Annotated in this window: 23 protein-coding genes; 9 read left to right on the top strand and 14 right to left on the bottom strand. The window is 54.2% G+C overall.

Features of this window, described 5'->3' with window-relative positions; genetic code table 11:
* The first annotated feature begins 130 nt into the window (after positions 1 to 130).
* From NST37_RS05385 to NST37_RS05370, 4 genes are all read left to right on the top strand, one after another.
* Positions 131 to 4675: a glutamate synthase-related protein gene (locus NST37_RS05385; RefSeq protein WP_122958748.1), complete on the top strand. Its 4545-nt coding sequence runs from the start codon at positions 131 to 133 to the stop codon at positions 4673 to 4675.
* Positions 4676 to 5043: 368 nt separating this feature from the next.
* Positions 5044 to 5727, top strand: coding sequence for a zinc metallopeptidase (locus NST37_RS05380; protein WP_024984694.1), 684 nt, complete (start codon positions 5044 to 5046; stop codon positions 5725 to 5727).
* A gap of 140 nt (positions 5728 to 5867) precedes the next feature.
* The gene (locus NST37_RS05375) at positions 5868 to 6698 is read left to right on the top strand and encodes a pyrroline-5-carboxylate reductase dimerization domain-containing protein (RefSeq protein WP_122958749.1); all 831 of its coding nucleotides are present in this window, start codon (positions 5868 to 5870) and stop codon (positions 6696 to 6698) included.
* Positions 6698 to 7552, top strand: a complete 855-nt coding sequence (locus NST37_RS05370; protein ID WP_339186384.1) for an NAD(P)-dependent oxidoreductase — start codon at positions 6698 to 6700, stop codon at positions 7550 to 7552. Before NST37_RS05375 ends, NST37_RS05370 begins: the two co-directional genes overlap by 1 nt.
* A 42-nt stretch (positions 7553 to 7594) precedes the next feature.
* Here the strand turns inward: NST37_RS05370 and NST37_RS05365 are convergent, their stop codons facing one another.
* The 7 genes from NST37_RS05365 to fabL all read right to left on the bottom strand — a co-directional run bounded on the left by NST37_RS05365 (position 7595) and on the right by fabL (position 14438).
* Positions 7595 to 7825 (bottom strand): hypothetical protein, encoded by a 231-nt coding sequence (locus NST37_RS05365; protein ID WP_339186383.1) that lies wholly within the window; start codon positions 7823 to 7825, stop codon positions 7595 to 7597.
* Positions 7826 to 7874: 49 nt separating this feature from the next.
* Positions 7875 to 9275 (bottom strand): MFS transporter, encoded by a 1401-nt coding sequence (locus NST37_RS05360; protein WP_339186382.1) that lies wholly within the window; start codon positions 9273 to 9275, stop codon positions 7875 to 7877.
* A 138-nt stretch (positions 9276 to 9413) separates the two neighbouring features.
* Positions 9414 to 10622, bottom strand: coding sequence for an MFS transporter (locus NST37_RS05355; RefSeq protein ID WP_003391587.1), 1209 nt, complete (start codon positions 10620 to 10622; stop codon positions 9414 to 9416).
* Positions 10623 to 10642: 20 nt separating this feature from the next.
* Positions 10643 to 12427, bottom strand: a complete 1785-nt coding sequence (locus NST37_RS05350) for an ABC transporter ATP-binding protein (RefSeq protein WP_003391586.1) — start codon at positions 12425 to 12427, stop codon at positions 10643 to 10645.
* 128 nt (positions 12428 to 12555) lie between these two features.
* Entirely contained in the window at positions 12556 to 13092 is a 537-nt protein-coding gene (locus NST37_RS05345) for a DUF402 domain-containing protein (RefSeq protein ID WP_003391584.1), read from the bottom strand.
* 47 nt (positions 13093 to 13139) lie between these two features.
* A complete protein-coding gene (locus NST37_RS05340) occupies positions 13140 to 13553 on the bottom strand; it encodes a GNAT family N-acetyltransferase (RefSeq protein ID WP_003391582.1) in 414 nt (137 codons plus the stop codon).
* Between the two features lie 126 nt (positions 13554 to 13679).
* Positions 13680 to 14438, bottom strand: a complete 759-nt coding sequence (gene fabL, locus NST37_RS05335; RefSeq protein WP_024984700.1) for an enoyl-[acyl-carrier-protein] reductase FabL — start codon at positions 14436 to 14438, stop codon at positions 13680 to 13682.
* Positions 14439 to 14632: 194 nt separating this feature from the next.
* Between fabL and NST37_RS05330 the strand changes: the two genes are divergently transcribed.
* Positions 14633 to 14857, top strand: coding sequence for a hypothetical protein (locus NST37_RS05330; RefSeq protein ID WP_003391578.1), 225 nt, complete (start codon positions 14633 to 14635; stop codon positions 14855 to 14857).
* Between the two features lie 198 nt (positions 14858 to 15055).
* Here NST37_RS05330 and NST37_RS05325 read toward each other — a convergent pair whose 3' ends face one another.
* Positions 15056 to 17023 (bottom strand): methyl-accepting chemotaxis protein, encoded by a 1968-nt coding sequence (locus NST37_RS05325; protein ID WP_251247236.1) that lies wholly within the window; start codon positions 17021 to 17023, stop codon positions 15056 to 15058.
* A 513-nt stretch (positions 17024 to 17536) separates the two neighbouring features.
* On the opposite strand from NST37_RS05325, the gene NST37_RS05320 reads away from it, so the two are divergent.
* Both NST37_RS05320 and NST37_RS05315 read left to right on the top strand, forming a co-directional pair.
* Positions 17537 to 17692 (top strand): hypothetical protein, encoded by a 156-nt coding sequence (locus NST37_RS05320; RefSeq protein ID WP_170208397.1) that lies wholly within the window; start codon positions 17537 to 17539, stop codon positions 17690 to 17692.
* Positions 17693 to 17826: 134 nt separating this feature from the next.
* Positions 17827 to 17985, top strand: coding sequence for a YrzI family small protein (locus NST37_RS05315; protein ID WP_003391572.1), 159 nt, complete (start codon positions 17827 to 17829; stop codon positions 17983 to 17985).
* A gap of 27 nt (positions 17986 to 18012) precedes the next feature.
* On the opposite strand, the gene mutY is transcribed toward NST37_RS05315, so the two are convergent.
* On the bottom strand, positions 18013 to 19125 hold the full coding sequence (gene mutY / locus NST37_RS05310) for an A/G-specific adenine glycosylase (RefSeq protein ID WP_024984701.1): 1113 nt from the start codon (positions 19123 to 19125) through the stop codon (positions 18013 to 18015).
* A 24-nt stretch (positions 19126 to 19149) separates the two neighbouring features.
* A complete protein-coding gene (locus tag NST37_RS05305) occupies positions 19150 to 19440 on the bottom strand; it encodes an MFS transporter (RefSeq protein ID WP_024984702.1) in 291 nt (96 codons plus the stop codon).
* 212 nt (positions 19441 to 19652) lie between these two features.
* Here NST37_RS05305 and NST37_RS05300 point away from each other — a divergent pair, with 212 nt between their 5' ends.
* Both NST37_RS05300 and NST37_RS05295 read left to right on the top strand, forming a co-directional pair.
* Complete coding sequence (locus tag NST37_RS05300) at positions 19653 to 20654, top strand: metal-dependent hydrolase (RefSeq protein ID WP_003391566.1); 1002 nt, start codon at positions 19653 to 19655, stop codon at positions 20652 to 20654.
* Positions 20655 to 20798: 144 nt separating this feature from the next.
* A complete protein-coding gene (locus NST37_RS05295) occupies positions 20799 to 21344 on the top strand; it encodes a pyridoxamine 5'-phosphate oxidase family protein (protein WP_003391564.1) in 546 nt (181 codons plus the stop codon).
* Between the two features lie 133 nt (positions 21345 to 21477).
* On the opposite strand, the gene NST37_RS05290 is transcribed toward NST37_RS05295, so the two are convergent.
* From NST37_RS05290 to NST37_RS05275, 4 genes are all read right to left on the bottom strand, one after another.
* Entirely contained in the window at positions 21478 to 21933 is a 456-nt protein-coding gene (locus NST37_RS05290) for a carboxymuconolactone decarboxylase family protein (protein WP_024984703.1), read from the bottom strand.
* Between the two features lie 86 nt (positions 21934 to 22019).
* Complete coding sequence (locus tag NST37_RS05285) at positions 22020 to 22811, bottom strand: class III extradiol ring-cleavage dioxygenase (protein ID WP_327927534.1); 792 nt, start codon at positions 22809 to 22811, stop codon at positions 22020 to 22022.
* 155 nt (positions 22812 to 22966) lie between these two features.
* On the bottom strand, positions 22967 to 23443 hold the full coding sequence (locus NST37_RS05280) for a DUF3221 domain-containing protein (RefSeq protein WP_227278023.1): 477 nt from the start codon (positions 23441 to 23443) through the stop codon (positions 22967 to 22969).
* Positions 23444 to 23614: 171 nt separating this feature from the next.
* Complete coding sequence (locus NST37_RS05275) at positions 23615 to 24223, bottom strand: superoxide dismutase (RefSeq protein ID WP_003391556.1); 609 nt, start codon at positions 24221 to 24223, stop codon at positions 23615 to 23617.
* Positions 24224 to 24404: the final 181 nt, after the last annotated feature.

Genomic DNA, 24404 nt, shown 5'->3' with positions numbered 1-24404 from the left:
GCTTACATTTACATGATTATCCAAACCCCGATTGTGTACTCCATTCATTCATGTTATTCTTAGCACTACTATTTTGAAGTTTCCGACTATTAGCAAAGGAGGTGGAGGGTCAGTTCGTCTGACCGCAACCATGAGAAACTACCTGCAAAGAGAAGCAATCGAAACGTTTCAAAACTATCACAGGATTGAGCACGATAGCTGCGGAATCATCTGTGTCATCGAAAAAGCGGGAGCCCCTACGCGAGCTAACGTGGATGAAACCATCCGGTCGCTGATTCAAATGGAGCATCGTTCCGGATTTATCGACGGGGAAGGAGACGGCTGCGGCATCCTGACGGACATCCCTCGTGCCCTCTGGTCCACATACCTCCATCAGGCAGGGCTGGACGGCGGTTTTGCCTACGACAAACGATTCGCAGTGGCCCATCTCTTCGTGCCTCAAGCCAGTCATGACCCTGAGGAGGTTCAAAGGCAGGTACGGCAGCTTTTCGCCGAGTATTCCATCGACATTATGCTTGAGCGGGTACAAGAGGTGGACTCTGCCGCTCTCGGGAAAAACGGCAAACGCGACGAACCGCTTTTCTGGCAATTGGCCTTGTCCTCCCAAGAGGAATTGACTGGCTACCCGTATGCCCAGCGGCTGTTTGAATTGCAGATCGCCATCGAGACGGCTCACCATGTTCATGTCGCTTCGCTCAGTCCGTACACTGCTGCGTACAAGGTAATGGGCGCCGCCTCCATCCTGCCCCGCTATTTCCGCGATCTGGCTGATGATCGCTTCGCGTCGTCCGTGACGATCGGACACAATCGCTACTCGACCAACACCCTGTCCAACTTCTTCCGTGTCCAGCCGTTTTCGCTGCTTGGCCACAACGGAGAGATCAACACCATCAGCAAGCTGGAGGAGGAGGCGCTCCTGCTCGGCGTTCCGCTCGTAGACGGTGGAAGCGATTCGCAAAATGTCAACCGGACAGTCGAAACCTTCATCCACCGTTATGAACTCAGCCTGTTTGAAGCGATGGAAATTGTCTTCCCTCCGATCCATCACGAAATGAAAAACCTGCCTGTCCATCTGCAGGACCTGTATGCCTATCTGCGCCAGGCCTGGGGACATTTTGCCCAAGGTCCGGCCGGCATCGTGTCGCGCTACGGAAATGAGTGCCTGTTCAGCGTCGACGCGCTTGGCCTGCGGCCGCTGTGGATGGTGGAAAGCGCAACCTCCTACTACTTCTCCTCGGAGCAGGGAGTCATCCCTGTCCACCAGATGACGGCCGAGCCGAAGTCCCTGGCCCCTGGCGAAAAGGTGGGCGTCCTTCTGCACCCGGATCGGGAAGCGGAAGTCGTGCCTCACCACAGCCTGCAGCAACTGGTCCATGACCGTTTCACGAGCAAGGTCAAAACGGATGGCTGGCGGCAGCATCTCTATTTCGCATATGAGGCAAATGCGCTCGTCTCCGAGCCGGATGCAGAACCCCCTGCCTCGTCGGTGTACAGCGCATTCGGCTGGGACCGGGAGCAAATCCAGTTGGTCGAGCAGATGTCTGCCAACGGCGTCGAGCCGATCCGTTCCCTCGGACATGACGGCCCCCTCGGAGCTCTGTCCAAGGAGCGGCAAAACCTGGCCGATTACCTCAAGGAGAGCGTTGCAGTCGTCACCAATCCGGCGATAGACCGCGACCGGGAAATGGAGCACTTCTCTACCCGCGTCGTCGTCGGCTCGCGCGTCCCGCTCTCGGCAAAGCCGGTTCCCGGATTGCGCCTGGAGCTGCCTTCTCCCGTACTGTTTGAAGGCCAGTCGCTGCAGGCCGCCGCTGCGCAGCAGGGCACCTTCTCCTTGGAGCAGGTCCTCCACTATTTGAATAACCACCCGTCCAGCATTTCGCTGGTGTCCACTTCTTTTTCCAAAGAGGAAGGGCTGGAAGGCGGTCTGAAGCGAATAAAGCAGACGGTTGTGCAAGCTGTGCAGGACGGTGCAGTGCTGGTCGTTCTGGACGATACGGAAACGCATCGCAGCGACAAGTTCTGGATCGATCCGCTGCTGGCGGTGGCAGCCTCTGACCAGGCGCTGAAAGCCGTTTTTCTCGAAGACGGAGACAATTTGCGCCGCCGCGCCTCTCTCGTGCTGCGCTCCGGCTCGATCCGCTCGCTGCACGATCTCGCTCTGGCAGTCGGCTTCGGTGCGGACGCGGTGTCGCCGTATTTGATGTTCGCCACAGCCTTTGCCAAGGATGGGGTGACATCGGCAACAAACTTGTACAGCGCGTTGAACAAAGGGCTGGAAAAAGTAATTTCCACCATCGGCATTCACGAGCTGCGCGGATACGGACGATTGTTTTCTTCTATCGGTCTGCGCCAGGAGCTTGCTTCCGCCCTGTCCATCATCAATTTCTGCGGATCGGCCGAGTCGGGGCTTTCCTTTGCCGACCTGGAAGCGGACAGTATCCAGCGCTCGCGCGATTACGCAAGCGAGACGGCCCGTGAAGCCAAGACCTTCCACATCTTCCCGCGCCTGTGGAAGCTGATCGGACAGGTCGCGGCGGGAGACATTCCCTACGCCGACTACGCGCAAAAGCTGGAGGAAAACGAGCGGGAGAATCCGATCGCTATTCGCCATACAACCGACTTCGCCTTTGACAAGAACGCTCGACAGGAGCAGGGCAGGGTCGAAGCGGAGCAGGTGGATCTCAGCGTAGGCAGCCATTCCCTGCCGTTCCTGATCTCCTCCATGTCCTTTGGTTCACAGAACGAGACGGCATTCCGCGCCTATGCCGAGGCAGCGGAACAACTGAATATGATCAGCATGAACGGGGAAGGCGGCGAGATCAAAGACATGCTCGGCCGCTACCGGAAAACACGCGGAATCCAGGTTGCTTCGGGCCGTTTCGGCATCAATATCGAGCTGGCAAATGCGGCAGACATCCTGGAGATCAAGATCGGCCAAGGCGCCAAGCCAGGCGAAGGGGGACACCTTCCCGGCTCCAAGGTAACAGCCAAAATCGCCGCTGCCCGCAATGCGACGATCGGCTCTGACTTGATCTCTCCGTCCAACAACCATGACATTTACTCCATCGAAGATTTGGCGCAGATGATCACCGAGCTGAAAACAGCCAATCACGAAGCAAAAGTATGCGTGAAAGTGCCAATCGTCCCCAATATCGGCACGATTGCCGTCGGGATCGCCAAAGCAGGTGCAGATTTCATCACGCTTTCCGGTTTTGACGGTGGTACGGGAGCGGCCCGCGTCCACGCCTTGCAGCACGTGGGACTCCCTGCGGAAATCGGCGTCAAAGCCGCTCACAACGCACTGCTGGAGGCGGGATTGCGCCACAAGGTGGAGCTGTGGGCGGACGGCGGCGTGAAAAGCGCCGCTGACGTCGTCAAGCTGATGCTGCTGGGGGCAAACCGCATCGGATTCGGCACACTGGCTATGATCGCAGTCGGCTGCACAACCTGCCGCGGCTGCCACCTCGATACATGCCATGTCGGGATCGCCACGCAGATTGACTCGCTCGAAGAAGCGCATGAAAAAGGTCTGCGCCGCTTTGTTCCCCGCCAGTTTGATATGGCGGTGGAGGGCCTGAAAAACTTCTTTACCCTGTTCGGCGAAGAGGTCCGGCGGATTACAGCCGCACTCGGCTTTAGCCGTACACAGGATCTGGTCGGACGCTCCGATCTATTGGTGCAAAGCCGTCTGCTGGAGAAGATCGACCTTTCGTCTTTGCTTGCGCTCCACCCGCAGTTTGGCACTGCCGAAAGCGTTGACGCGGAACAAGAGGAAAGCCGTGTGCTCGTAGCTGCCGGTGCCCACGCAGGAGAGGCGCAGGGGCGCTATTATCAGGCGGATAGGCCCATCCAGGAAACCTTCAGCAGCGTTCTCTCCGGGCAGCGGGTCCTCGGCAGCCGCTGGTCGGGGGCACGGGTGAAAGACCATCTGGACGGAAGCTATGCCTCCCTGCCGGAGGTGTCGCTTCACTTCACCCACGGCAGCGTTCCGGGCAACGGTCTGGCTGCCTACAATGCGCAGGGCGTCAACATCCGCGTCCAGGGCGGCGCACAGGACGGGGTAGGCAAAACCAGCTTTGGCGGCCGCGTCTCGATCCTTAAGGCAAAGGGATTGAACGGCGCTTACATCAACGGCTCAGTGGGCAAAAGCTTTTGCTACGGGGCACAAAAAGGGCTCTTTATCGTCCAGGGCAACGCCGACTCCCGCGCCTGCATCCGCCTTTCTGGCGCCGACGTGGTCTTTGGCGGCGAAATCACCCAGCCGATCAGCGACCAGCTTGGAGGCATCGGGGCTCGCGCCAACCTGAAAGGCTTTGCCTTTGAATACATGACAAACGGCCGTGCTGTGGTGCTCGGTGATCCAGGGCCGTGGATCTGCGCCGGGATGACCGGAGGCGTCGTCTACGTGCGGCTTCAGCCGGAGCTCGGCTTTGACCGCGACGCATTGGAGCGCCGAATCGCCAAAGGAGCCAAAGTGTTTTTGTATCAGCTCGACGACAAAGGGACGAGCGATGTTCAAGAGCTGCTTTCCGCTTACAAGGAAGAGCTGCTCGCTACCGAGCAATATGAAACAGCCAGCCGCATCCAAAAGCTGATCGAGAATCCGGCGGACAACTTCCTGATGATTTCGCCAAAGAAAGAGCAGGCCGATCCGTCTGTCTCGACCGAGTGACGCTCCGCCATACCCTTTATTCCCAACTCTTCCCCTGCCAGGGAGGAGTTTTTCTTTTTTGCACATATAAACGTCCATTTATATTGTCAAAGATAGTCAGAGATTGTACAATAAAAGGAAAGATGCGATCATGAACTGATCATGTCTTGCATGTTTCAAGGGTCAACAGCAATTTTCCGACAGTCAGGCAGCTAATGGCATTCGCCTCGGCCAGGGAAACACGCTCCCGGGAGAAGCAGGGATGTTTTGCACAGAAAAATGAAACTAGCGCCCGCCATAATCGTAGATGTAGGTAATGGGCACAATAGATGGATGCTTTTATTCATGGAAAAATTCATTATGAGAAAATGAGGAGTGATCACTTCATGCTGTTGTTTCACCCCATGGATTTCCTGATTTTCATTGCCTTTGGTCTTTCGCTGTGGGCCCAGTTCCGCGTGAAGGGGACCTTCAACCGCTTTGCGGATGTGCCCGCATCCTCTGGTCTGACTGGGGCCGAGGCTGCCCGCCGAATGCTGGACGAAAACGGCTTGACCAATGTCCCTGTCGAACACATTCCCGGTACGCTTACCGACCATTACGACCCGATTTCCCGTGTCGTTCGTCTGTCCGATCCGGTATATATGGGCAATTCGATTTCCGCTATCTCGGTCGCCTGCCACGAGGTAGGCCATGCGGTCCAACATAAGGTGTCCTATCCGATGCTGGTTGCCCGCCATCGCATTTTCCCTGTCGTCAACCTGGTATCCGGCGTTGCGCCTCTGCTGCTGTTGGCCGGCTTCTTTTTCAAGGCTGCCAATCTGCTGCTTCTGGGGATTTTGTTCTTCTCCGCAGCAGTAGCCTTCCAGCTGATCACACTGCCGGTGGAATTCAACGCCAGCAGCCGCGCGAAAACGATGATGGTGAAAATGGGCTTCATCCGAAACAACGAAGAAAGCGGCGTAAACAAGGTCCTCGGTGCCGCAGCCCTCACTTATGTGGCGGCAGCTCTGATCTCTGTGCTGGAACTGGTCAAGTACGTCATGATCTTTACCAACACGAGAGAGGAATAACCACTGCTTTGACTTGACGCCTATGACGCGTTAGGCTTTGACCGTTGCGATCATTCACTCAAGGTACAGCTCCCTTTTTCGGGACTGTACCTTTTTCATTCCCGATTTGTTAGGATAGGATTGGAAGGAAGGGAAGCAAAATGGTCATCGGAATTATCGGATTAGGAAACATTGGGCAAATGCTCGTCAAAGGTCTGTCCAAGAGCCGGGTTGTCTCCCCCAGCGATATGATCGTCTTTAACCGCAGCCGGGATAAGGCCGCGGAATTGCAGCGGCTTTATCCGTTTGAGCTCGCCGCTACCGCCCAGGAGACAGCAGACAAGGCAGACATGCTGTTCATTTGTACCAAGCCTCTCGATGTGCTGCCCGTCCTGCGGGAGCTGACTCTCCCTGCAAGGCTGCATCTCGTCTCCGTAGCTGCCGGCGTCAGCCTGCAAGACCTGGAGACGGTACATAGCGCCCCTGTCAGCAAGGTAATCCCGACTGTCACCTCGGAAGAGCTCCGCGGGGTGTCCCTGTTTGCAAGCAACCGCCTGGTGAACGATACGCAGCGAGATAGCCTGCGGCTCCTGCTCGACGCACTCGGCACGGCTGAAGAGGTTTCCGAGGAAAGCATCGAGACCGCGACAATCCTGACAAGCAGCGCTCCCGGGCTGATCGCGGGCATACTGGAAGCCTTCGCACAAGCCGCGGTGAGGACATCCCCTGAGCTTGGGATTGATACCGCACGGCGGATGCTGACAGAAACACTGGCCGGCACCTCTCTGTTGCTGAAAGGCCAGGAGCTTGGATTTGACCAGCTCATTGAGAGAGTCGCTACAAAAGGCGGCATTACCGAGGAAGGTCTCGCTGTTTTGGGGCGGACGCTGCCGCAAGCTTTTGACGACCTTTTTGCAATGACAAGCGAGAAGCACGCCTTGTTAAAACAGAAAGTACAGGCACAAATTATCGATCGCAAAGGAGAACAGTGATGAAAGTCGGATGGATTGGACTTGGCAACATGGGCATTCCGATGGCGAGCAATCTGCTGGCGGCCGGGTATGACGTTTGTGTATGGAACCGGACTCCCGCAAAGGCAGAGCGGCTTGTGAGCCTTGGGGCTGTCATCGCCGAGTCGATGGAGAAATTAGTAGAGAATTGCGACATCATTTTTACGATGGTAAGTGACGACGATGCCGTTCGATCCATTTATACAGGAGCTGGCGGATTGCTGTCTGCCGCTGTCCGGGGCAAGCTGGCTGTGGACATGAGCACCGTTTCGCCGGAGACCTCCCGTTTTCTCGCACAGAAATGCCGGGAAGCCGGTCTGCGTTTTCTCGATGCACCCGTTTCCGGCAGTGTGGGGCCAGCAAAGGAAGGAAAGCTCGTCATCATGGCAGGAGGAGAGCAGCAGGATTTTGAGCAAGCGAAGCCTATGCTGGACAAGCTGGGAAAAACGGCTCTTCACCTCGGACCGAACGGAGCCGGAACCTCGGCCAAGCTGGCGATCAATCTGCTGCTTGGCATTACTGTGCAGGGCGTGGCGGAAACGCTGCTGTTCGCACGTGGAATGGGCATCACTACCGAACAGATGCTGACGATCATCTCCGAGAGCGCTGTCGGAACGCCGCTCATACGCGGGAAGGCCGCTTCCATTTTGGCCGATGACTATCCGGCTGCTTTCGCTTTGAAGCACATGGCCAAAGATTTGCGCCTGGCACGCGAAGCGGGAGTCTCTTCCCCTCTGGCAGAGTCTGTAGCAGCCAGCTACCGGACCGCACTGGAGGAAGGTATGGGGGATCTCGATCTGATGGCGATCCTCCGTTTTCTCGATCCGGAGAAATAAGAAAAGGCCCTTTACAACAAGGGCCAATTAGCAATTGTTCAATCAAGTCAACACGCTGGAGACAAGTAGCAGGAGAACAAGGAGAAAGAATACAGCGATAAAGGAATAGCCAAAGAATCTCAGCCATCTCGGCATGGAGCGCATATCCACTGGCTTTGGCGGTCCCCCTCCTTCTGCTACCTGGGCCTGTTCCAGCAGCGGATTGACAGGCTGATCAGCTATAGGGGGATTGCCTGCAGGCTGACTCTCATGTATTTTGGTCTTTCCCGTCATCCAGACTCACTCCCTTAAAAAAAAGCTGGGGCAAACACCTCAGCTTTTTCTATTTTTCACTCCATTCGGCTTGAGCGGAAAATGCTCCATTTCTTCGCAGCTTTATTCCGACAACAGCCGATGTTCCGAGCAGGACAAAAGCGAGTATATATACGGAGCGGACACCGGCCAAATCGGCAAGTCCCCCCATGATCAGTACGGATAAACCAAACGTAACCGAGTCCAATGTTCCCTTGGCTGACAGTACGAGCGGCAGGGAAGCAGGCGGAGACGCTTCCTGCAGCATCGTTTGCTTGGCTACCTGCTGGAGCTGGTAAAAAGGGCCGAGGGCAAAGGACAAAAGAAGCGCACTCCACGCCCATGTGCCAAGACCGAACAAAAGCGTGATCAGCCCGGAGAACAGCGTGCCTGTCAGAACAGCAGCCAGGAGCCGCGTTCGCATGCGGTCAGCGACAGCCAGCACCACAGCTCCTCCTGCGACCGAGCCCAGCATGTAGGCTGCGTTGATGTATCCCCACCACTCTTCTCCTCTCCCAAGTATCGTGTGAACGTAAGGAAGCAGGATGGCTGCCATCCAGACCGCTCCAGCCAAGCCTTCCAGCACTTCCATCTGGACGAGCAGCCGCAGCGGGCGCTGAGTCCAGAGCAAACGCCAGCCAGTCGTCCAGGACTGAGCTTCGTTATCATGATCATGCCCGCCGTCTTGAAACACTATGCCGGCTTTGACGGTTTTGAAGGCTTTGTCGTCGGCTTTGTCGGTTTTCCCGTCTTGCCCAGGTTTGGCGGCCTTGCGGTTGCTTTGACTCACTGTACATTGCTGGAGATCAGCATCCTCACTCCGTTGGTCCATTCCATCTTGACTTTTCCCGCTTTTTCCAAGCGGCCAAACCGCGACTGTAGCCAGCACATAGGCAAAAAACGTTCCCCACAGCACATGCGCATATCCGAGCATAGCCACCAGCAATCCGCCAGCCGCCCAACCGGCAAACTGCAGCGTCTGGTCAGAGGTCGCCATCAGTCCATTCGCCCTTACCAGGCCGTCGCGCGGCACCAATGACGGAACCATGGCATTTCGCGCAGGGGAAGCCCAGCCGTCCAAAAAGGCGTTGGCAAAGACAAAGCCAAAAACAAGGAGCAATTTTCCCGTACCGAGCTGCTGGTCCGCCGCACTTGCATAACTGAGAAACAATGCGAGCAGGCCGAGCAGTATCGTTTTCAACCCTTGCGAAGCAAGCAAGGCCCCAGCCAGCGTGACCCGCCTGAAGAGCAGCGGCGCGAGCAATCCGCTGAGCGTTTGTGCCGCGACAAAGAGAATCGGGACAGCCCCCGTGTAAAGAGCCGATTGGGTCGAGACGTACACGGCTGATACGACTGCCACCACGTAAAATACATCGCCAAGATTGGCCAAAGACTGCCCGGAAAACAGCAGCCAATACCGTTTTGTGAACATGACAAATAAACCTCCTGTCGGTCTTCCAAACAAATTATGCTTTTGATAGCTTCTGTTTGGGTGAACAAGCCGACAAGAGGTTTACAATGGAGGAATACTCCTTTCACGAACAGTGTTATGTAAATCAATCTTACTTGATCAGGTCCCTTCCTGCAAGACTTCCTTTTTCCGGAAAAAGCTGAAGTATACCCAGCCTGCATTGATGAGCAAAAACGCACTGGTCATCCAGAAAACGCCGTTGATGCTCACGTAGCCCGCCATAAAGCCGCCGATCATCGGCCCCAGCATGCTTCCGATGCTGACAAAGCTGTTATTGTATCCGTAGACCCGGCTGACCATATGAGTCGGGGTGGCACGGCGGAGCAAGGCATTGACCGATGGGAGCAGTCCTCCGAGCGACAAGCCCAAAAGGAAGCGCAGCAGCACCAATTGCCATACGGCGGTGACAAAGCCTTGAGGGATGAACAACAGTCCGGCAACCAGCAAGCAGCCGAGAAGCACTTTTTGCGAGCCGAATCGGTCGCCAAAACGGCCCAAACGAGGAGCTGCCAGCACATTTGCCGTTCCCATCGCGGCTTGGACGATCCCCGCCCAGAGGGCTACGTTGCCCGCACTGCCCAAGAGAATACCGATGTAGACTGGCAGGATGGGGATGATGCTAAAGAGAGCAAACTGAATCATGACCGTCACAAAAAACAGAACAGGGAGCTTCTTGGATGAAAAAATCATGCGAAAATCATCGCGCAGACTGGTCCGCTCCTTTTCTTCCGGCGGAACGAACGTCTCTTTTACCGTAAAGGTGATCACGAGTGTAGCCAGTAAAAGCAGGGAGCCTGTAACGACAAATATCATCCGAAACCCGATACGTGGTTCCAAAAGCCCGCCAAACAGCGGACCCATGATGGACCCTGCTGTAATAAAGGATTGCAGAAGTCCCTGAGCCCAGCCAATCTGCTCCTTCGGCGTTGAAGAAGCGACGAGGGCGGTACTCGCCGGGATAATACCGCCAACCATCCCGTTCAACAGCCTGAGGCCAAGCAGCATCCACAGGGAGTTGGCAAAGCCAGTCGCTGCGATAATGATGGACATGAAATAGCCGGAGCGCAAAATCATGATTTTGCGCCCGTACTTGTCAGCCAGATTGCCCCAGATCGGAGAAACGAGACCAGCCGTCAAAAAGTTGGCGCCAAAAATGACTCCTGCCCAGGCAGTCACTTCATGAGGGTCTTCGACGCCAAAATCCTGTTGGATGTACAACGGCAAAAACGGCATGATCATGCTCATTCCCATCATCACGACAAAAAGAGCCCCGCACAGTACGTATAAGTTGCGTCGCCAAGATTCCATTGGCGCTTCCCCCCTCCTTCTTACAAGGCCGGCTGCTGCTCGCCGGGAGTGCCCAGATCCTGCACGTGCCACAGATTGTGATACACGCCTTTTTGCTCCAGCAGCTCTTCGTGGCGGCCCTGTTCCACAATTCGTCCTTCTTTCATCACGACGATCTTGTCCGCGTGGGTGATCGTCGACAATCTGTGCGCCACAATGATTGTCGTCCGTCCATTAGTCAGGCGGGCGAGCGACTCCTGGATCATATGCTCCGACTCCAGATCGAGCGCCGAAGTCGCTTCATCCAGGATGAGAATGCCCGGGTCCCGCAAAAAGACGCGGGCTATCGCGATCCGCTGCTTTTGCCCCCCGGACAGCTTTACACCACGCTCGCCAAGCTCCGTGTCATAGCCCTCCGGCAGGTCCATGATAAAGTCATGCGCATTGGCAGCCTTGGCCGCTTCGATCACGGCTTCCTCCGTTGCATCCGGATTGCCCATCATGATATTTATGCGTGCCGATTCGCTGAACAAAATATTGTCCTGCAGCACCATGCCGATATGGCTGCGCAGGTTTTGCTGCTTGACGTCCCGAATGTCGACGCCGTCAACGGTAATGCGCCCTTCCGTCACATCCCAGAAGCGGGGCAGCAGGCTGATCAAGGAAGACTTGCCTCCCCCCGACATCCCGACGATGGCTACTGTTTCGCCAGGCCGAATCGTCAGGTTTATCTTTTCCAGCACCAGCGGCCCTTCATCCCGATAGCGAAACGAAACGTCTTCAAAGCGAACCTCCCCGCGAATTCTGCCTGTCTCCGGATTGACGGGGAGCACACCAGCATCGGGTTTGTCCGTAATATCATAGGATTCATCAATAAATTCAAACATCCGGTCCATCGAAGCCACGGCTTGCGTCAATGTCGTCGAGGAGTTCACGAGACGGCGCAGCGGTGTATAGAGACGGTCCAGGTATGCGTAAAAAGCGACCAGCGTCCCGATCGACATCGTGCCGTTGATGACCTGATAGCCCGCATAAGAAATGACGAGCAGCGGGGCGATATCCGTAATCGTGTTGACAACGGCAAACGTATTCGCATTCCAGCGTGTCAGCGCCAGCGCCTTCTTCAGAAAATGATTGTTCTCTTTGGCAAACTGTTTGTTTTCATGCTCTTCGAGAGCAAAGCTCCGAATCATCGACATCCCGTTGATCCGCTCGTGCAGATGGCCTTGCAGATGAGCCAGCGCTGCCGATCTTTCCCGCGTCAACTGACGCAGCCTTTTGTAGAAATACTTGACGGAAAATCCGTACAGCGGGAAAACGAGGATGGACACTACCGTCAACTCCGCGTCCATGTAAATCATCACCCCGAGCGTCATCCCGATGGTGATCAGATCCAGCCACAGATTCATCAAGCCCGTATCGATAAAGCTCTTCGTCGACTCGACGTCGTTTATGACCCGCGAAATGACCTCGCCCGTCTTGTGATTGTTGTAATAGCGCATCGACAGTCGCTGCAGGTGATCAAACAGCTGGTTGCGGATGTCAAACAAAATGCGGCTGGACACCCATTGGGCAAAGTACTGACGATAGTATTCCACAGGGGCGCGGATTACAGTAAAAACGAGAAACGCTCCTGCCATCAGCCAAAACAGATGTGTCAGCTTTTCCGACTGGGGCATCGGACTGGGCAATAGATCATCGATTACATACTTGATGATCAGCGGCAGGAGCAACGGTATGGAAAACTTGATGATGCCGATAAAAATCGTCCCGATAATTTGCTTGGCATACGGCTTTACATACTTCATGTAGCGACGGATACTCAAAGCCCGTTCCTCCTTTTACATGCTCCGTCTAATCGAAAACCTGCCGGATTTTATTTTTGCCATTCATAGAAAACCCGAAAGCAGGCCGCCAAACAAGGAAATCCCTCCCCCGTCAATCGGGAAAGGGATTATTCCTCGTCCTCACGCACCAAAAGGTAGCGCTCATACCAGCGTTGGACAAATCCGTTTTGAAAAGGGCCTCGTCTCAGACGCACCCATTCCAGCACCTCCCGCAATGCGCTTTGTACGCGCTCAACGACTACAGGCGGATAATTCATCTGCTTGCCGTGCAAGAGAAACTCCTCTTCGTCGAGAATCGTGTACGTCATATCGGGAAACACCTTTACGTCCAGATCGTAATCGATGTAGCTCAAGAGATTCCCCTTCAGGCTAAACGGGGAACCGATGTTGCAATAGTAGTAAATCCCATCGTCCCGAATCATGGCGATGGTATTAAACCACTGCCCGCGACCAAACGTGCAGATTGCCGGCTCACGTGTACGCCACTCCCGGCCGTCAGACTCTGTCACTTTTACTCGATCGTTGCCGCCAATCACTACTGCATCACTGGTGTGGATTAGTGTCGTCTTATCCCAGATGCGATGCAGGGAGTGGTCGTGTTTATAGCTTTCAATGCGGATAATGGAGCCCGGAGCTGGCGACATGACCCTCCCCTTTCTTCTCTTCTCTATCTGAATGGGGACAGCCTCCCTTAGGAAGAGAGCTTTTTGGAAAGTGTAACATATTTTTGCATCTCATAGCCAAGTGAATGATAAAAAGGAAGTACTTCAGGATTGCCTTGATTCACCATAATCAGGACGCGATTGACCCCACGCTGTTTGAAGCGCTTCTCGATCGCCTCCACCAGTTTCCGGCCTATACCTGCACCCTGCAAGCGGGGGAGAACTGCCAAACGGTAAAAATAAGCCCGTGTCCCGTCAATGGTACCGACAACCACACCGACCACTTCACCCTCTTTTTCTGCTACCATTACCAGATCGCTGTCCCATGCAAGCTGCTTGGCCAGATCATTCAGCGACTCTGCTTCTTGTTCCTCCAAACCGGTTTCTTGCCAAATGCGAGTAATTGCGGAATAGTCACCGAGCCGAAACGGACGAATCAGCATAAGTTGCCTCCTTCGATGCCTTCTTTTTCTATTGTACACCAAAAAGGACAAGTTTGTCTCCGTATGAAGATGCAAAAGAGGGGTGGAGGCTTGCTTGCCTTCCGATCCCCTCTGGCTTTTTTTGAATTATGTCAGCAGAGAAATGCCTCCATCGACAATCAGGGTTTGTCCCCGAACCATCGATGCTTTGTCGGAAAGAAGGAACATGACCGCATTGGCCAGGTCCTCCGGTTCCACGATCCGTCCCGCAGGCGTGCGCTTTGCAGAATCCGCGAGAAGTTCCTCCCGGTTAGGGAAATGGCGCAGCGCGTCCGTATCAACCGCACCGCCCGACACTGCGTTTACGACAATGTTGTGCGGCGCCAATTCTACTGCGAGATAGCGGGTGAGCGCCTCGACAGCCGCTTTGGATACGCCCACCGAAGTATAGTTGTCCAGAACGCGGATCGAACCCAGGCTGGAAAGGCTGACGATCTTTCCGCCTTCGCCGGTCTTGATCATCAATTTCGCCGCTTCCTGGGCGCAGAACAGAAGCGCTTTGCTGTTGATATCCATCGTCCAGTCCCAGTGGCTCTCCTCCAGCTCCATCAAAGGACGCAGCACCCCGGAGGCTGCATTGTTCACAAATACATCGAGACGGCCAAATTCACGGTCGATTTCCGCAAACAGCTCTTTGATTTTTTCTACATCCCCGACATTGGCTTTGACCAAATGGACGCGAACCCCTTTTGCCTCCAGCTCTGCTGCCGCTTCCCGGGCGGCGGAACGGTTCCGCAAATAGTTCAAGACGAGATCATAGCCCTGTTCGGCGAGCTGCAATGCAATCGCTTTGCCGATCCCGCGCGTTCCCCCTGTCACCAGTGCCACCTTTTTTGTTGTATTCATAAGGTTACCCTCCTGCTACACCAACTATTAATATCAGGTACTAAATATTTCGTACTTATTATACATCTCCGCTTTGGCAATTGCCACCCGTCAAAAGACATAACGACAGAAGCCCGCTCCGTCCGGGATGGAAACGAGTCAGGTCAGCCATACTACGATAAGAACGGTTTGAGCGGAAAGGGGACTGTATTTCTATGTATATTGGCCGAGATTTGTCCGAATTAACGATGACATCGCTGGACGACTGGGAGTTGAATGAATTGCTTTACTACCACCACTCGATGTCGCAGTTGGCTGCCTATCTGAACGCAGAAGGAACCTCCATGCACGCCAAAATCATCAAAGAGCTGGAATCCCGAGGTCCTGTCGGCGGAGACGGCGGAGGCTGGGATCATTCTTCTGCCCCCATTTACGACTAAACGAAGGGAGGTCAGTTTCAGTGAAAACCAGGAACCGACAGCTCGGCGCCATTATTGCGATCGTCGCTTTCAGTCTCGCGGCAATGATCGGCTTGATTTTCATGTTTTGGGTCTAAACCTGGCGCCCGTGCAGCAGCTAAAGCTTTTCGGCTGGCAGCAAGCAGAAAAGGCCGAGGAATCCCCGGCCCTGCATCTTTTTTATGTCTGAAAGCGGGCGACCTGCTCCTGCAGATGAGCCGCCATTTTCTCCAGTTCCACCGCAGACGAGGCGATTTCCTCCATGGATGCGAGCTGTTCCTCCGCTGCTGCAGACACGCTTTGTGTACCCTCTGAGCTGAGTAGAGACAGCTCCGCTATACTGCGAATGGATTCGCTTACCTGACGGGTACGGGCGGACATGCGCTGGGTCGCTTCGGAAACCTCGCCGATTTGTTTTGCTACTTCCCCGACAGATATACGGATTTGGTCAAAGGACTGTCCAGCAATGGAAACCTTCTCGATCCCGGCAGTCACCTCTTCACGGCTTCGCTTCATCACTTCGACGGCTGTTTGCGTCTCTGACTGGATTGACTGGATCAGCATGGCGATTTGCTGGGCGGAATCCGACGACTGTTCCGCCAGTTTGCGGACCTCATCAGCCACGACGGAAAAACCGCGTCCAGACTCGCCTGCCCGTGCCGCCTCAATCGCAGCGTTCAAGGCGAGCAGGTTCGTTTGCTTGGCAATATTGGCGATCAGCTCCACGATGCTGCCGATTGCCTGGGAACGGCCGCCCAAGCTCTGTATCACTTCAGCCAAGTCCTGAATGCTTTGATTGGAGGCTTTCATCTGCAGAACAGCTTCCTGAACCGATTGATCGCCCTCGCTGGCAAGCCGGGCTGTTTGCCGGGCGGCAGAGGACACCTGGCTCGCATAGCTGGCAATTTGGTCGATCCCTTGTGCAAGCTGCTCCGAAGCTTCCGAGCTTTTCTGTGTGTGCTGCACCTGCTGGTCCCCTCCGACGGCCATCTCCTGGATCGTCGTGGCGATCTGCTCCGTTGCCTTGCTCGTCTGGTCTGCACTGGCTGACAGCTCCTCTGCAGACGAAGCCAATTGCTCTACCGAATGTTTGATCGTGGCAAGCAATGTTCGCAACGATTGCGCCATGTGGTTAAAACTGTGGCCAAGCTTGCCGAATTCGTCTTCGGCTTCAACGGTTACCTGCTGGGAAATGTCTCCCTGACCCATGCGTTCTGCTGCTGCAGTCAAGCGCTTGAGTGCGCCAAGCATCCTTCTTAAAATGACAAAGACGAGCACGCTCCCGAGAGCCAGCGCCATTGCCGTAATCCACAGCGTCTTCTGAAAAATCGGGCTGGCTACCCGATCGGCCTCTGCCTGATACATCAGCCCCATCAGCTTCCAGCCAGTTTGACGGTTCGTCACATAAACAGCACCTGCCGACTCCCCAGCGTCGGCAAGATCAAACCGCCCCGTCTCTTCCGCATACAAGGAGTCCATCCACGGCTCCTTGTTTTCCTCCTCTGGCTTGAGTGAAGGATGGACGAGAATGCGGCGGGCTTTGTCATAAATGGCGACGTATCCCGTCTCGCCGATCTTCGCTTGCTTGACAGTCTCCTCCAAAGTACCGAGGTGCAAATCCATCCCGATTACACCCGAGCGGTCTGTCAGAGCCTGTGCAATACCGACGACGATGCTGCCTGATGCCGCATCTACATACGGATCGATGATAATCGGCTCATTCGGATTTGCCATGGCCGCCTGATACCAGGGCCTCGTTCGCGGATCGTATCCATCCGGCAGCTTCGTATCCGATCCCATCAGCATAATGCCGGTCTTTGTCCCGATGTATATCTCGCCCACCTCCTTATGGGTGGAAAGAAAGCTTTTTAATCGTTGCTTCAGAGCGGCAAGCTGGCCGGGTGCCAGTTGACTTTCCCCTGTTGTCTCGGCAAAGAAATGAATCGACTGCTCTTGTGCCGTAAGCATTCGCTCAAGCAGCTCGTCAACCAGCCGCACGTTTTCGTGAGCTGCGCTCAGCAGCTGCTCTGCGAGCTGTTCCTTTGCGCTCTGATACGATAGCAGTCCCAGTACGAGTGTCGGGATCATCAGTATCGCTGCAAATGTCGCTATCAATTTCGTTCTGACCGATGTCTTCCTCTTCCGCAATGGCGAACGCCCCTTTGTCTCTTTTGTCCTCTTCTATCTACCCTTTTCGTTGAAATGAAAAACTGGATAAAAATACTAATCACCTCCATATATTTTGTAAGCATATATAAAAAATTTGATCTGACTGAAATTGCTGAATTTGTTGTCAGAATTTATTTTCTTTTATTTTTTTGGCAAAAAGTCCTTTACAATGAGAAAAATTTGCCATATTCTAAGAGTACGATTTTTATCAACCATTTTAAGGAAGGAGGCAAACAACATGATGATGGTAACTATCGCAGCACTCGATCTAGCATTGGTTTCCAAAACTTCATATGACAGCGCCTCCTGGACGAACGAATCGTAGCATTGTAAGAACTGCGTTTCTTACTCATATCCTATTCGTTGCATACCAGACCGCAGGCGTTGTAGCTTGTGGTCTTTTTGATTCCCGTTTTCTTCGTTACAAAGACCGTAGGCCCTGGCCCGCGGTCTTTTTATATCCATTTTCCCCTTGAGAGGAGGTGATTCGAGATGGTAGTCAACTTTTTGTTCTTCACGATCAAAATCGAGCGTAACAACGCTGCACAGCGCATGGCTGAGTACAACTGTGAACGCTACTTGCAAGAACGCGCAGACGCGCAAGCGATGCAAGCTGCCCAGTACCCTGATTTTGCGATTCGCGGGTAAGACTTTGAAAGGATAATCAAGGAGGGATGTCAGATGAGAAATAAAATTCGCCGTCAGAAAATGAGATTCACAGGAGTCAAATCGATAGAAGGCGGCTGACTGACTATATTCGTCCCTGTAGGAGGGGTAGCACCATGTATATTCCAATGATTTTCTTCAGCATTATCATCGAGAAGCGTGTATTGTCTCCAGAGGAAGTCGAGGCGCGTTACCAGCAGGAGCAATTCATCCGGGAATGGGAAGAGAAGCGCTTGCTTCAGGCGGCCCAGTTCCCTGAATACTGCCGCTGGTAAGCCATAAATAGCGAAAAAAAGCGACCATCAGCGGTCGCTTTTTAGCTTTTCCACAATTTTTTGATGGGCAACAGGGAGCGCGAGGGACGAGATCTCTTCCAGGGTAACAAAACGGGCATCGGAAGGGAGCTCCCCTCCGTCAATCCAGTCGCAAAGCCATACCTCCATGTTCCAATGCAGATGCGAGAACGTATGCTGCACCTCCATCAATGGCTCAAGCACCTCCGCATCCTGGCCAAAACGGCTGCTCAAGCCATCCAGCAGTGTTTGCTGCTTGACTGACGGCGCGTCTGCATCGGTTTCCACCATCGGAAACTGCCACATCCCGGCAAGCAGCCCCTGCTCCGGCCGCCTGTTCATCAATACGCGATCCCCGTGCCGGACAACGGCTACCTGCAGATTGACGGGGCGCGGCGGTTTCGCCTTGCCTTTTACCGGCAGTTCTTCCTGAACGCCTTCGCGACGGGCCAGACAGTAATCAAACACCGGGCACGTCAAGCACTGCGGAGTCCTCGGCACACACACAAGCGCGCCCAGCTCCATTAGCGCCTGATTGAAATCTCCCGCTCTGCCTTCGGGTATGACCTGTCTGACGAGATGCTCGACTTTTATCCGCGTTGCCGGTTTGGCAATGTCATCGGTCATGAGCAGCAGACGCGAAAAAACGCGCATGACATTGCCGTCCACGGCCGGCTCCGGTTTTTCGTAGGCGATACTGAGAATCGCGCCCGCCGTATACGGACCGATTCCTTTCAGTGTCGCGATTTCTTCGGGCTTGTCCGGCACGACGCCGCCGTAGCGGGTCTTGACCTCCCGGGCAGCGCTTTGCAAATTGCGGGCACGCGAGTAATACCCCAGCCCTTCCCATGCCTTCAGCACCTCTTCCTCAGGTGCGTCGGCCAAAGCCTCTACGGTCGGGAACTTTTCCATAAAGTTTTGGTAATACGGTTTTACCGTTTCGACTCTCGTTTGCTGCAGCATGATTTCCGAAACCCAGATCCGGTACGGGTCCCGATTGATTCGCCAGGGGAGATCACGCTTCTGGCCGTCGTACCAGGCCAACAGATCGCGTGAGAATCCAAAAACATGAAATTCCTCGGGTAGTGTATACGTCAATGCTTTTTTTTGCTTTCCTGCCATACTTGTCTGCACAAACTCCTTTTCTCACGCCAATTGGACAGGCTGAAACGCCCATACGTGCAATTTGGCTGCCCCTCCCGCTATACAGGCGCAGAAGTCCTGATCGGCAAGTCGCCATGCTTTTATCGCTTCGTATTGTTCGACACTCTCTACATGAAAGGCTTCGACGTACAATCCGGGCTGGTCATATCCTTCCCAGCAGCGGTATTCACGCGCTCCCTTCTCGCCGATTCTGTCCGGCATTTCTGCCAATAGGCGAAGATACTGGTCGCGCATGGATTCTTCGATTTTGTATTCGATGAAAACGATGAGCACGTTGTCCCTCTCCTTTCCGGTCCCTTTCATCATACCTGCCCATTTCCAAAGGAACAAGGATACTTTTTTTCAGCCGAAAAGGGAATTTTCCCATCTAACACGCTATAATAACTGATAAGAAACCTCAATGGAGGCACTCTCAAGATGCGCTACCGCGTTTGATGCGGCAACATATTTTTGCCCGAACGAAAAGGAGGGAGCATCCGCACCTCATGGATACTGCAACGCACTTTGCAATGGGCTTCGGCTTGGCCGGTCTCGCCCATCTTGATCCTGTCGTGGCTTCGACACCGGGATTGGCAGAGGCGGTCATGATCGGAACCGTCATCGGTTCACAAGCACCTGACTTGGATGGATTCACCCGTATTCGAGGAAGTGCCGCTTACATCCGCCACCACCGTGGAGTCTCTCACTCCATTCCGGCGCTGTCTATCTGGACAGCCGCGGTCTTCGCCCTCGTGCAGGCCATTTCCCCGCAAGTTCATTGGCTGCACCTGCTCGGCTGGATTTTTGTCGCTGTCTGTCTCCACGTATTCGTCGATCTGTTTAACGCCTACGGAACAAAAGGGTTGTATCCGTTTCACAACAAGTGGATCGCCTGGAATGTCATTTTTATTTTCGATCCGTTTATCTTCGCCGCCCATGTGACCGGCCTGATGCTGTGGGGCGCGGGGGCTGATCCGGGACATGTTTTCTTATGGGTGTATCTGTCGCTTATTCCGTATTACTTCTGGCGCTGGCAAGTGAACAAACGAACGACCGAAGCGGTTCGCGCATACATCGGCAAAGCGGGAACCTACACAGTCATTCCTACGCTCTCCTGGAATCAGTGGACGTTTGTCGTCCAGACAAATCAGCATTGGTACGTCGGGGAAGTCCACGGCGGCGAGGTCAGTATCCTGGATGTTTTCACCATCAAGCCGGAGAATGAACTGATTGCCGTCGCCAAGACTGACAAGAAGGTACAGGCGTTTCTTTCCTTTGTGCGTCATGCGCATGTCGAGACCAGAAAGCAGCCGTTTGGCTACGAAGTAAGATGGTTTGATCTGCGTTATCGGGCCAGGTATTCCGGAAAAAGCCATTATATGTTCGTAGCCGTGGTCTATTTGGATAACGATATGAATATCCGCGACTCGTTCGTGGGCTGGATTCACCGCGGGGAAGAGCAGCTTGCCAAAAAGCTCGATCCGGACAAAGAAATTCAAATGGGATAATCGTCAAGCAAAGCGCTTGCTCTCGGGCAGGCGCTTTTTATTTGCCCAATCTGACCCGATGCAAAAAGAATAAATTGACCCTTTCCGAAAGGTCAGAATCCTCCTATCATGGACGTACATCCTACATCGAACGGAGGAGATCCTTTGTTTCCCATCCGCTATTCCAAACGCACAGTTACTGATCAAGACCAAATCGATGCCTTTCTCACGCAAGCCAGGATCGGCCACCTCGGTCTGACTGACGGAGAAGAGCCTTATGTCGTTCCGCTGAATTTTAGCTGGCTAAACGGCAATATCTACTTTCACGGAGCAGATTCCGGCAGAAAAGTCGAGATGATCGCCAAAAACGCCCGCGTCTGTTTTAGCGTTTGCGACGAATACGGAACGATCGCTGATCCGGTGCCGGCTCTCACCGACACAGCCTACATGAGTGCCATGGTTTTCGGCAAGGTGGAGCGGGTCGAGGAGCCGGAAGAAATGCGCGATGCCCTGCAAGCCATGCTGGACAAATACGTTCCCGGCTACTACCCGGAGCCGCTTTCCTTGCAGCATGTAGTGAAGTACCGCTCTTCGATGGGAAGCGTCGCAGCCGTTTTTCGGATCAAACCCGATGCGATCACCGCGAAAGGAAATCCGCTGCCGGAGAAGAATGCCTTTTATCCCGGCCGTACCCGGCAGATGGATGTGTAAACAACACCTCTACATCAAAAAGACACGTCTGATCCCCGCGGGCCGCGACCTGTAAGCTCGGTCGCCGCACACTGCAGGACAGCGTGTCTTTTTTGTCATTCATAAACATCTATCGCGTAGGGCGATTCATCCATTACCGTACCGGCAAGTCAGCAGGGGCGCTCATTCCGGTAGCAATCGCCAACCGGTTCCAGGAGTTGATCGTGTTGATAGCCATCAGCAGGGAGACGGTTTCCTCCTCGCTGAAATGCTTCTGTACGTTCTGGAACACCGCTTCCGGAACGCCCTCTTTTGCGATCAGCGTAACGGCTTCCGTCAGAGCCAGTGCCGCCCGCTCTGCTTCGGTGTACACATCCGCTTCTCTCCAGGCATTGAGCAGATAGAGGCGCTGCTCAGTCTCGCCGTTTTCTCTCGCTTCACGAGTGTGCATGTCAAGGCAGTATGCGCAGCCGTTCAACTGGGACGCCCGCGTTTTCACCAGCTCCAGAAGCTTGTGGTCCAACCCGCTGCTGCGGACGAATTTCTCCATTTGCAGCATTGTTTGGAAAGCCTGGGGATTTGCCTTGCGATATTCCATTCTCGGTTTCATTGCCATCGATCCTCTCTCTTGTGATTTCTCGTTCGTACTTGAAACGAGAAACCCCTCGAGTTTGTGACCGGTTTTTCGAGATTTTTTTATTTCGCCCCAAATTTCCAGATGACATGGCTGAGGCTGCCATAGCGAAAGTTGATATGCTCCCTGGCTGCCGTTCGGTCTTCATCGGCAGCGCCCATCGCATAGAGCAGGGGAACGAAATGCTCGCTTCCGTGCAAAGGAACAGCCTGCCGGGCATACGGAGCAAGCGTATCGTAGCGGAACAAGGACTCCAGATCCCAAGCCTCGATCCTGTCCCGCAGCCATTCTTCAAACGCAACGGCCCACTCGTCTCCCTCCTCCGTATCGGAGCGCATACTCATGTAGGCAAAATTGTGTACCGTTCCTCCGCTGCCGATGATCAAGACACCGTCCTCGCGGAAAGCTTGCAGGGCTTTGCCAATCGCATACTGCTCTTCCGCTGAAAGCTGCGGATTGACCGAGAGCGAGACGACTGGAATATCTGCTTCCGGGTACATCATCCGCAAGACGACCCATGCCCCGTGGTCCAGCCCGCGGACCGGCTCTGCCGTTGCCGGAATGTTATTCTCTGCGAAAATGCGCAATGCCTCGGCAGCCAGAGCGGGATCGCCTTTGGCCGGGTACTGAATTTCATACAGCTCACGAGGAAAGCCGCCAAAATCGTGGATGGTAGCGTTGAGCTTTGTCGTCCCGACAGCCTGAACGCGGCTCTCCCAGTGGGCGGAAAAAATCAGGATGGCCCTCGGACGAGGCAGTTCCTCCCCCAGTTGCTTCAGTGCTTCCGTATATTGATTCCGCTCAATCGCAAGCAGCGGCGCTCCATGAGCGAGGAAAAGCGATGGCATTTTCATGGTGCAAGACACCTTCCTTTTGTACACTTAATTACCTTTAGTAAGTATTATATCTCATTCCTTCCATACTTTCTATCCTTTCCTTTGCAGGCCGCTTTCCGACAGAGACCAAGTGTCAAATCGATCAACTGTCCCGGCATGTTTGATTTGCTTTTCTATTCCACGATGACGATCATCCCTGCGGTCGCCTGTACGGGGTAGGATTCGGCGACAGGCCCGTCGAAAGAAACCTCCACCCTGGTTCCCTCCCGCAAGTCATCCAATGTCGCCGGCACGAGCGAATCCCCTTGCTTTTTCAGCAGCTCCGGCGACTTTCGGAGAGAGACAGAGGCTTTATCATAGGGCGTTTTGCCGCTTTGGGAATCCGCCTCAACCATGATCGCGACAATCCCGGTCGGCTGAGCCGGATCGATACCATTGGGAGTGTCCTTGCTCGATACAGACGCGCTCGGATCTGCTGATTGATCCGGCTGCCCCCCGATCGGTCCGGTGATGACAGCGGTGACGGTTCCTGCGATGTCGATTTGCTTTTCTGCCTGCGGCGACTCGCCTGGCAGCATTTTGCCCGCAGCAACCACTGAACCCACCACCACCAGCAATAGCCCCAGCGCAATCCCTACCTGCTTCAACATTTTATCCACGGTGATCAACCACCCTTTTCGCTTATTTTTTCTATTCCTATGGCTAAGACGATGGCAGTTGACGTTTCGTTGCGAAGGCGAGGAAACAAACAAAAAAGGCATGCCGGTTTGTCCGACATGCCTTTTGTTCGTAAGCAGTAATGCTATCGCGTTGATTTCCGCTTAGCGGGCAGCTTCAAAGCGCTTGCTGACTTCGTCCCAGTTTACAACGTTCCAGAATGCACCGATGTAGTCAGGGCGTTTGTTTTGATACTTCAGGTAGTAAGCATGCTCCCAAACGTCCAGACCGAGGATTGGCGTTTTGCCTTCCATGATCGGGCTGTCTTGGTTTGGAGTGGAGGTGATGGCCAATTTGCCGCCATCTACGATCAGCCATGCCCAACCGGAACCGAAACGGGTAGTTGCCGCTTTCGCGAATTCAGCTTTGAAGTTGTCAAAGCTGCCGAATGCTGCGTTGATCGCATCTGCCAGTGCTCCAGCAGGTGCTCCGCCGCCGTTCGGGCTCAGGATTTGCCAGAACAGAGCGTGGTTCGCATGACCGCCGCCGTTGTTGCGTACAGCAGTGCGGATCGCTTCTGGCAATGCATCCAGGTTGCTGATCAGCTCTTCTACAGATTTCGCTTGCAGGTCAGCGTGGCCTTCCAATGCAGCGTTCAGGTTGTTTACATAAGTAGCATGGTGGCGTCCGTGGTGGATCTCCATGGTTTGCGCGTCGATGTGAGGCTCCAACGCATTGTGTGCGTAAGGCAGTTCAGGAAGTTGATGTGCCATGATAACATTCCTCCTTAATGGTATGTAGTTCAAGCTCGCTTTTTATTATAATGCAAACCGCTCACTTTTACAACAAATCGGTATGCTAAGTATCGTAATCTTCAAAATCCCCCTATATCAGTAAATAGTATCTTGCAATGTACAAAAGCCGTGCTAGACTTGGATTATTCATGAACCCAAT

This window comes from Brevibacillus sp. FSL K6-6036 (genome assembly GCF_037964015.1).
Lineage (GTDB): Bacteria > Bacillota > Bacilli > Brevibacillales > Brevibacillaceae > Brevibacillus > Brevibacillus borstelensis.
Note: the sequence above shows the minus strand (reverse complement) of the source record. Positions and strands in the feature narration are given on the sequence as shown.

Bases quoted from the DNA above. Each gene is read 5' to 3' on its own strand.
- NST37_RS05385 (WP_122958748.1), top strand. From the start codon at position 131: ATGAGAAACTACCTGCAAAGAGAAGCAATCGAAACGTTTCAAAACTAT.
- NST37_RS05375 (WP_122958749.1), top strand. From the start codon at position 5,868: ATGGTCATCGGAATTATCGGATTAGGAAACATTGGGCAAATGCTCGTC.
- NST37_RS05370 (WP_339186384.1), top strand. From the start codon at position 6,698: ATGAAAGTCGGATGGATTGGACTTGGCAACATGGGCATTCCGATGGCG.
- NST37_RS05365 (WP_339186383.1), bottom strand. From the start codon at position 7,825: ATGACGGGAAAGACCAAAATACATGAGAGTCAGCCTGCAGGCAATCCC.
- NST37_RS05360 (WP_339186382.1), bottom strand. From the start codon at position 9,275: ATGTTCACAAAACGGTATTGGCTGCTGTTTTCCGGGCAGTCTTTGGCC.
- NST37_RS05355 (WP_003391587.1), bottom strand. From the start codon at position 10,622: ATGGAATCTTGGCGACGCAACTTATACGTACTGTGCGGGGCTCTTTTT.
- NST37_RS05345 (WP_003391584.1), bottom strand. From the start codon at position 13,092: ATGTCGCCAGCTCCGGGCTCCATTATCCGCATTGAAAGCTATAAACAC.
- NST37_RS05340 (WP_003391582.1), bottom strand. From the start codon at position 13,553: ATGCTGATTCGTCCGTTTCGGCTCGGTGACTATTCCGCAATTACTCGC.
- fabL (WP_024984700.1), bottom strand. From the start codon at position 14,438: ATGAATACAACAAAAAAGGTGGCACTGGTGACAGGGGGAACGCGCGGG.
- NST37_RS05330 (WP_003391578.1), top strand. From the start codon at position 14,633: ATGTATATTGGCCGAGATTTGTCCGAATTAACGATGACATCGCTGGAC.
- NST37_RS05320 (WP_170208397.1), top strand. From the start codon at position 17,537: ATGGTAGTCAACTTTTTGTTCTTCACGATCAAAATCGAGCGTAACAAC.
- NST37_RS05315 (WP_003391572.1), top strand. From the start codon at position 17,827: ATGTATATTCCAATGATTTTCTTCAGCATTATCATCGAGAAGCGTGTA.
- mutY (WP_024984701.1), bottom strand. From the start codon at position 19,125: ATGGCAGGAAAGCAAAAAAAAGCATTGACGTATACACTACCCGAGGAA.
- NST37_RS05300 (WP_003391566.1), top strand. From the start codon at position 19,653: ATGGATACTGCAACGCACTTTGCAATGGGCTTCGGCTTGGCCGGTCTC.
- NST37_RS05290 (WP_024984703.1), bottom strand. From the start codon at position 21,933: ATGAAACCGAGAATGGAATATCGCAAGGCAAATCCCCAGGCTTTCCAA.
- NST37_RS05285 (WP_327927534.1), bottom strand. From the start codon at position 22,811: ATGAAAATGCCATCGCTTTTCCTCGCTCATGGAGCGCCGCTGCTTGCG.
- NST37_RS05280 (WP_227278023.1), bottom strand. From the start codon at position 23,443: ATGTTGAAGCAGGTAGGGATTGCGCTGGGGCTATTGCTGGTGGTGGTG.
- NST37_RS05275 (WP_003391556.1), bottom strand. From the start codon at position 24,223: ATGGCACATCAACTTCCTGAACTGCCTTACGCACACAATGCGTTGGAG.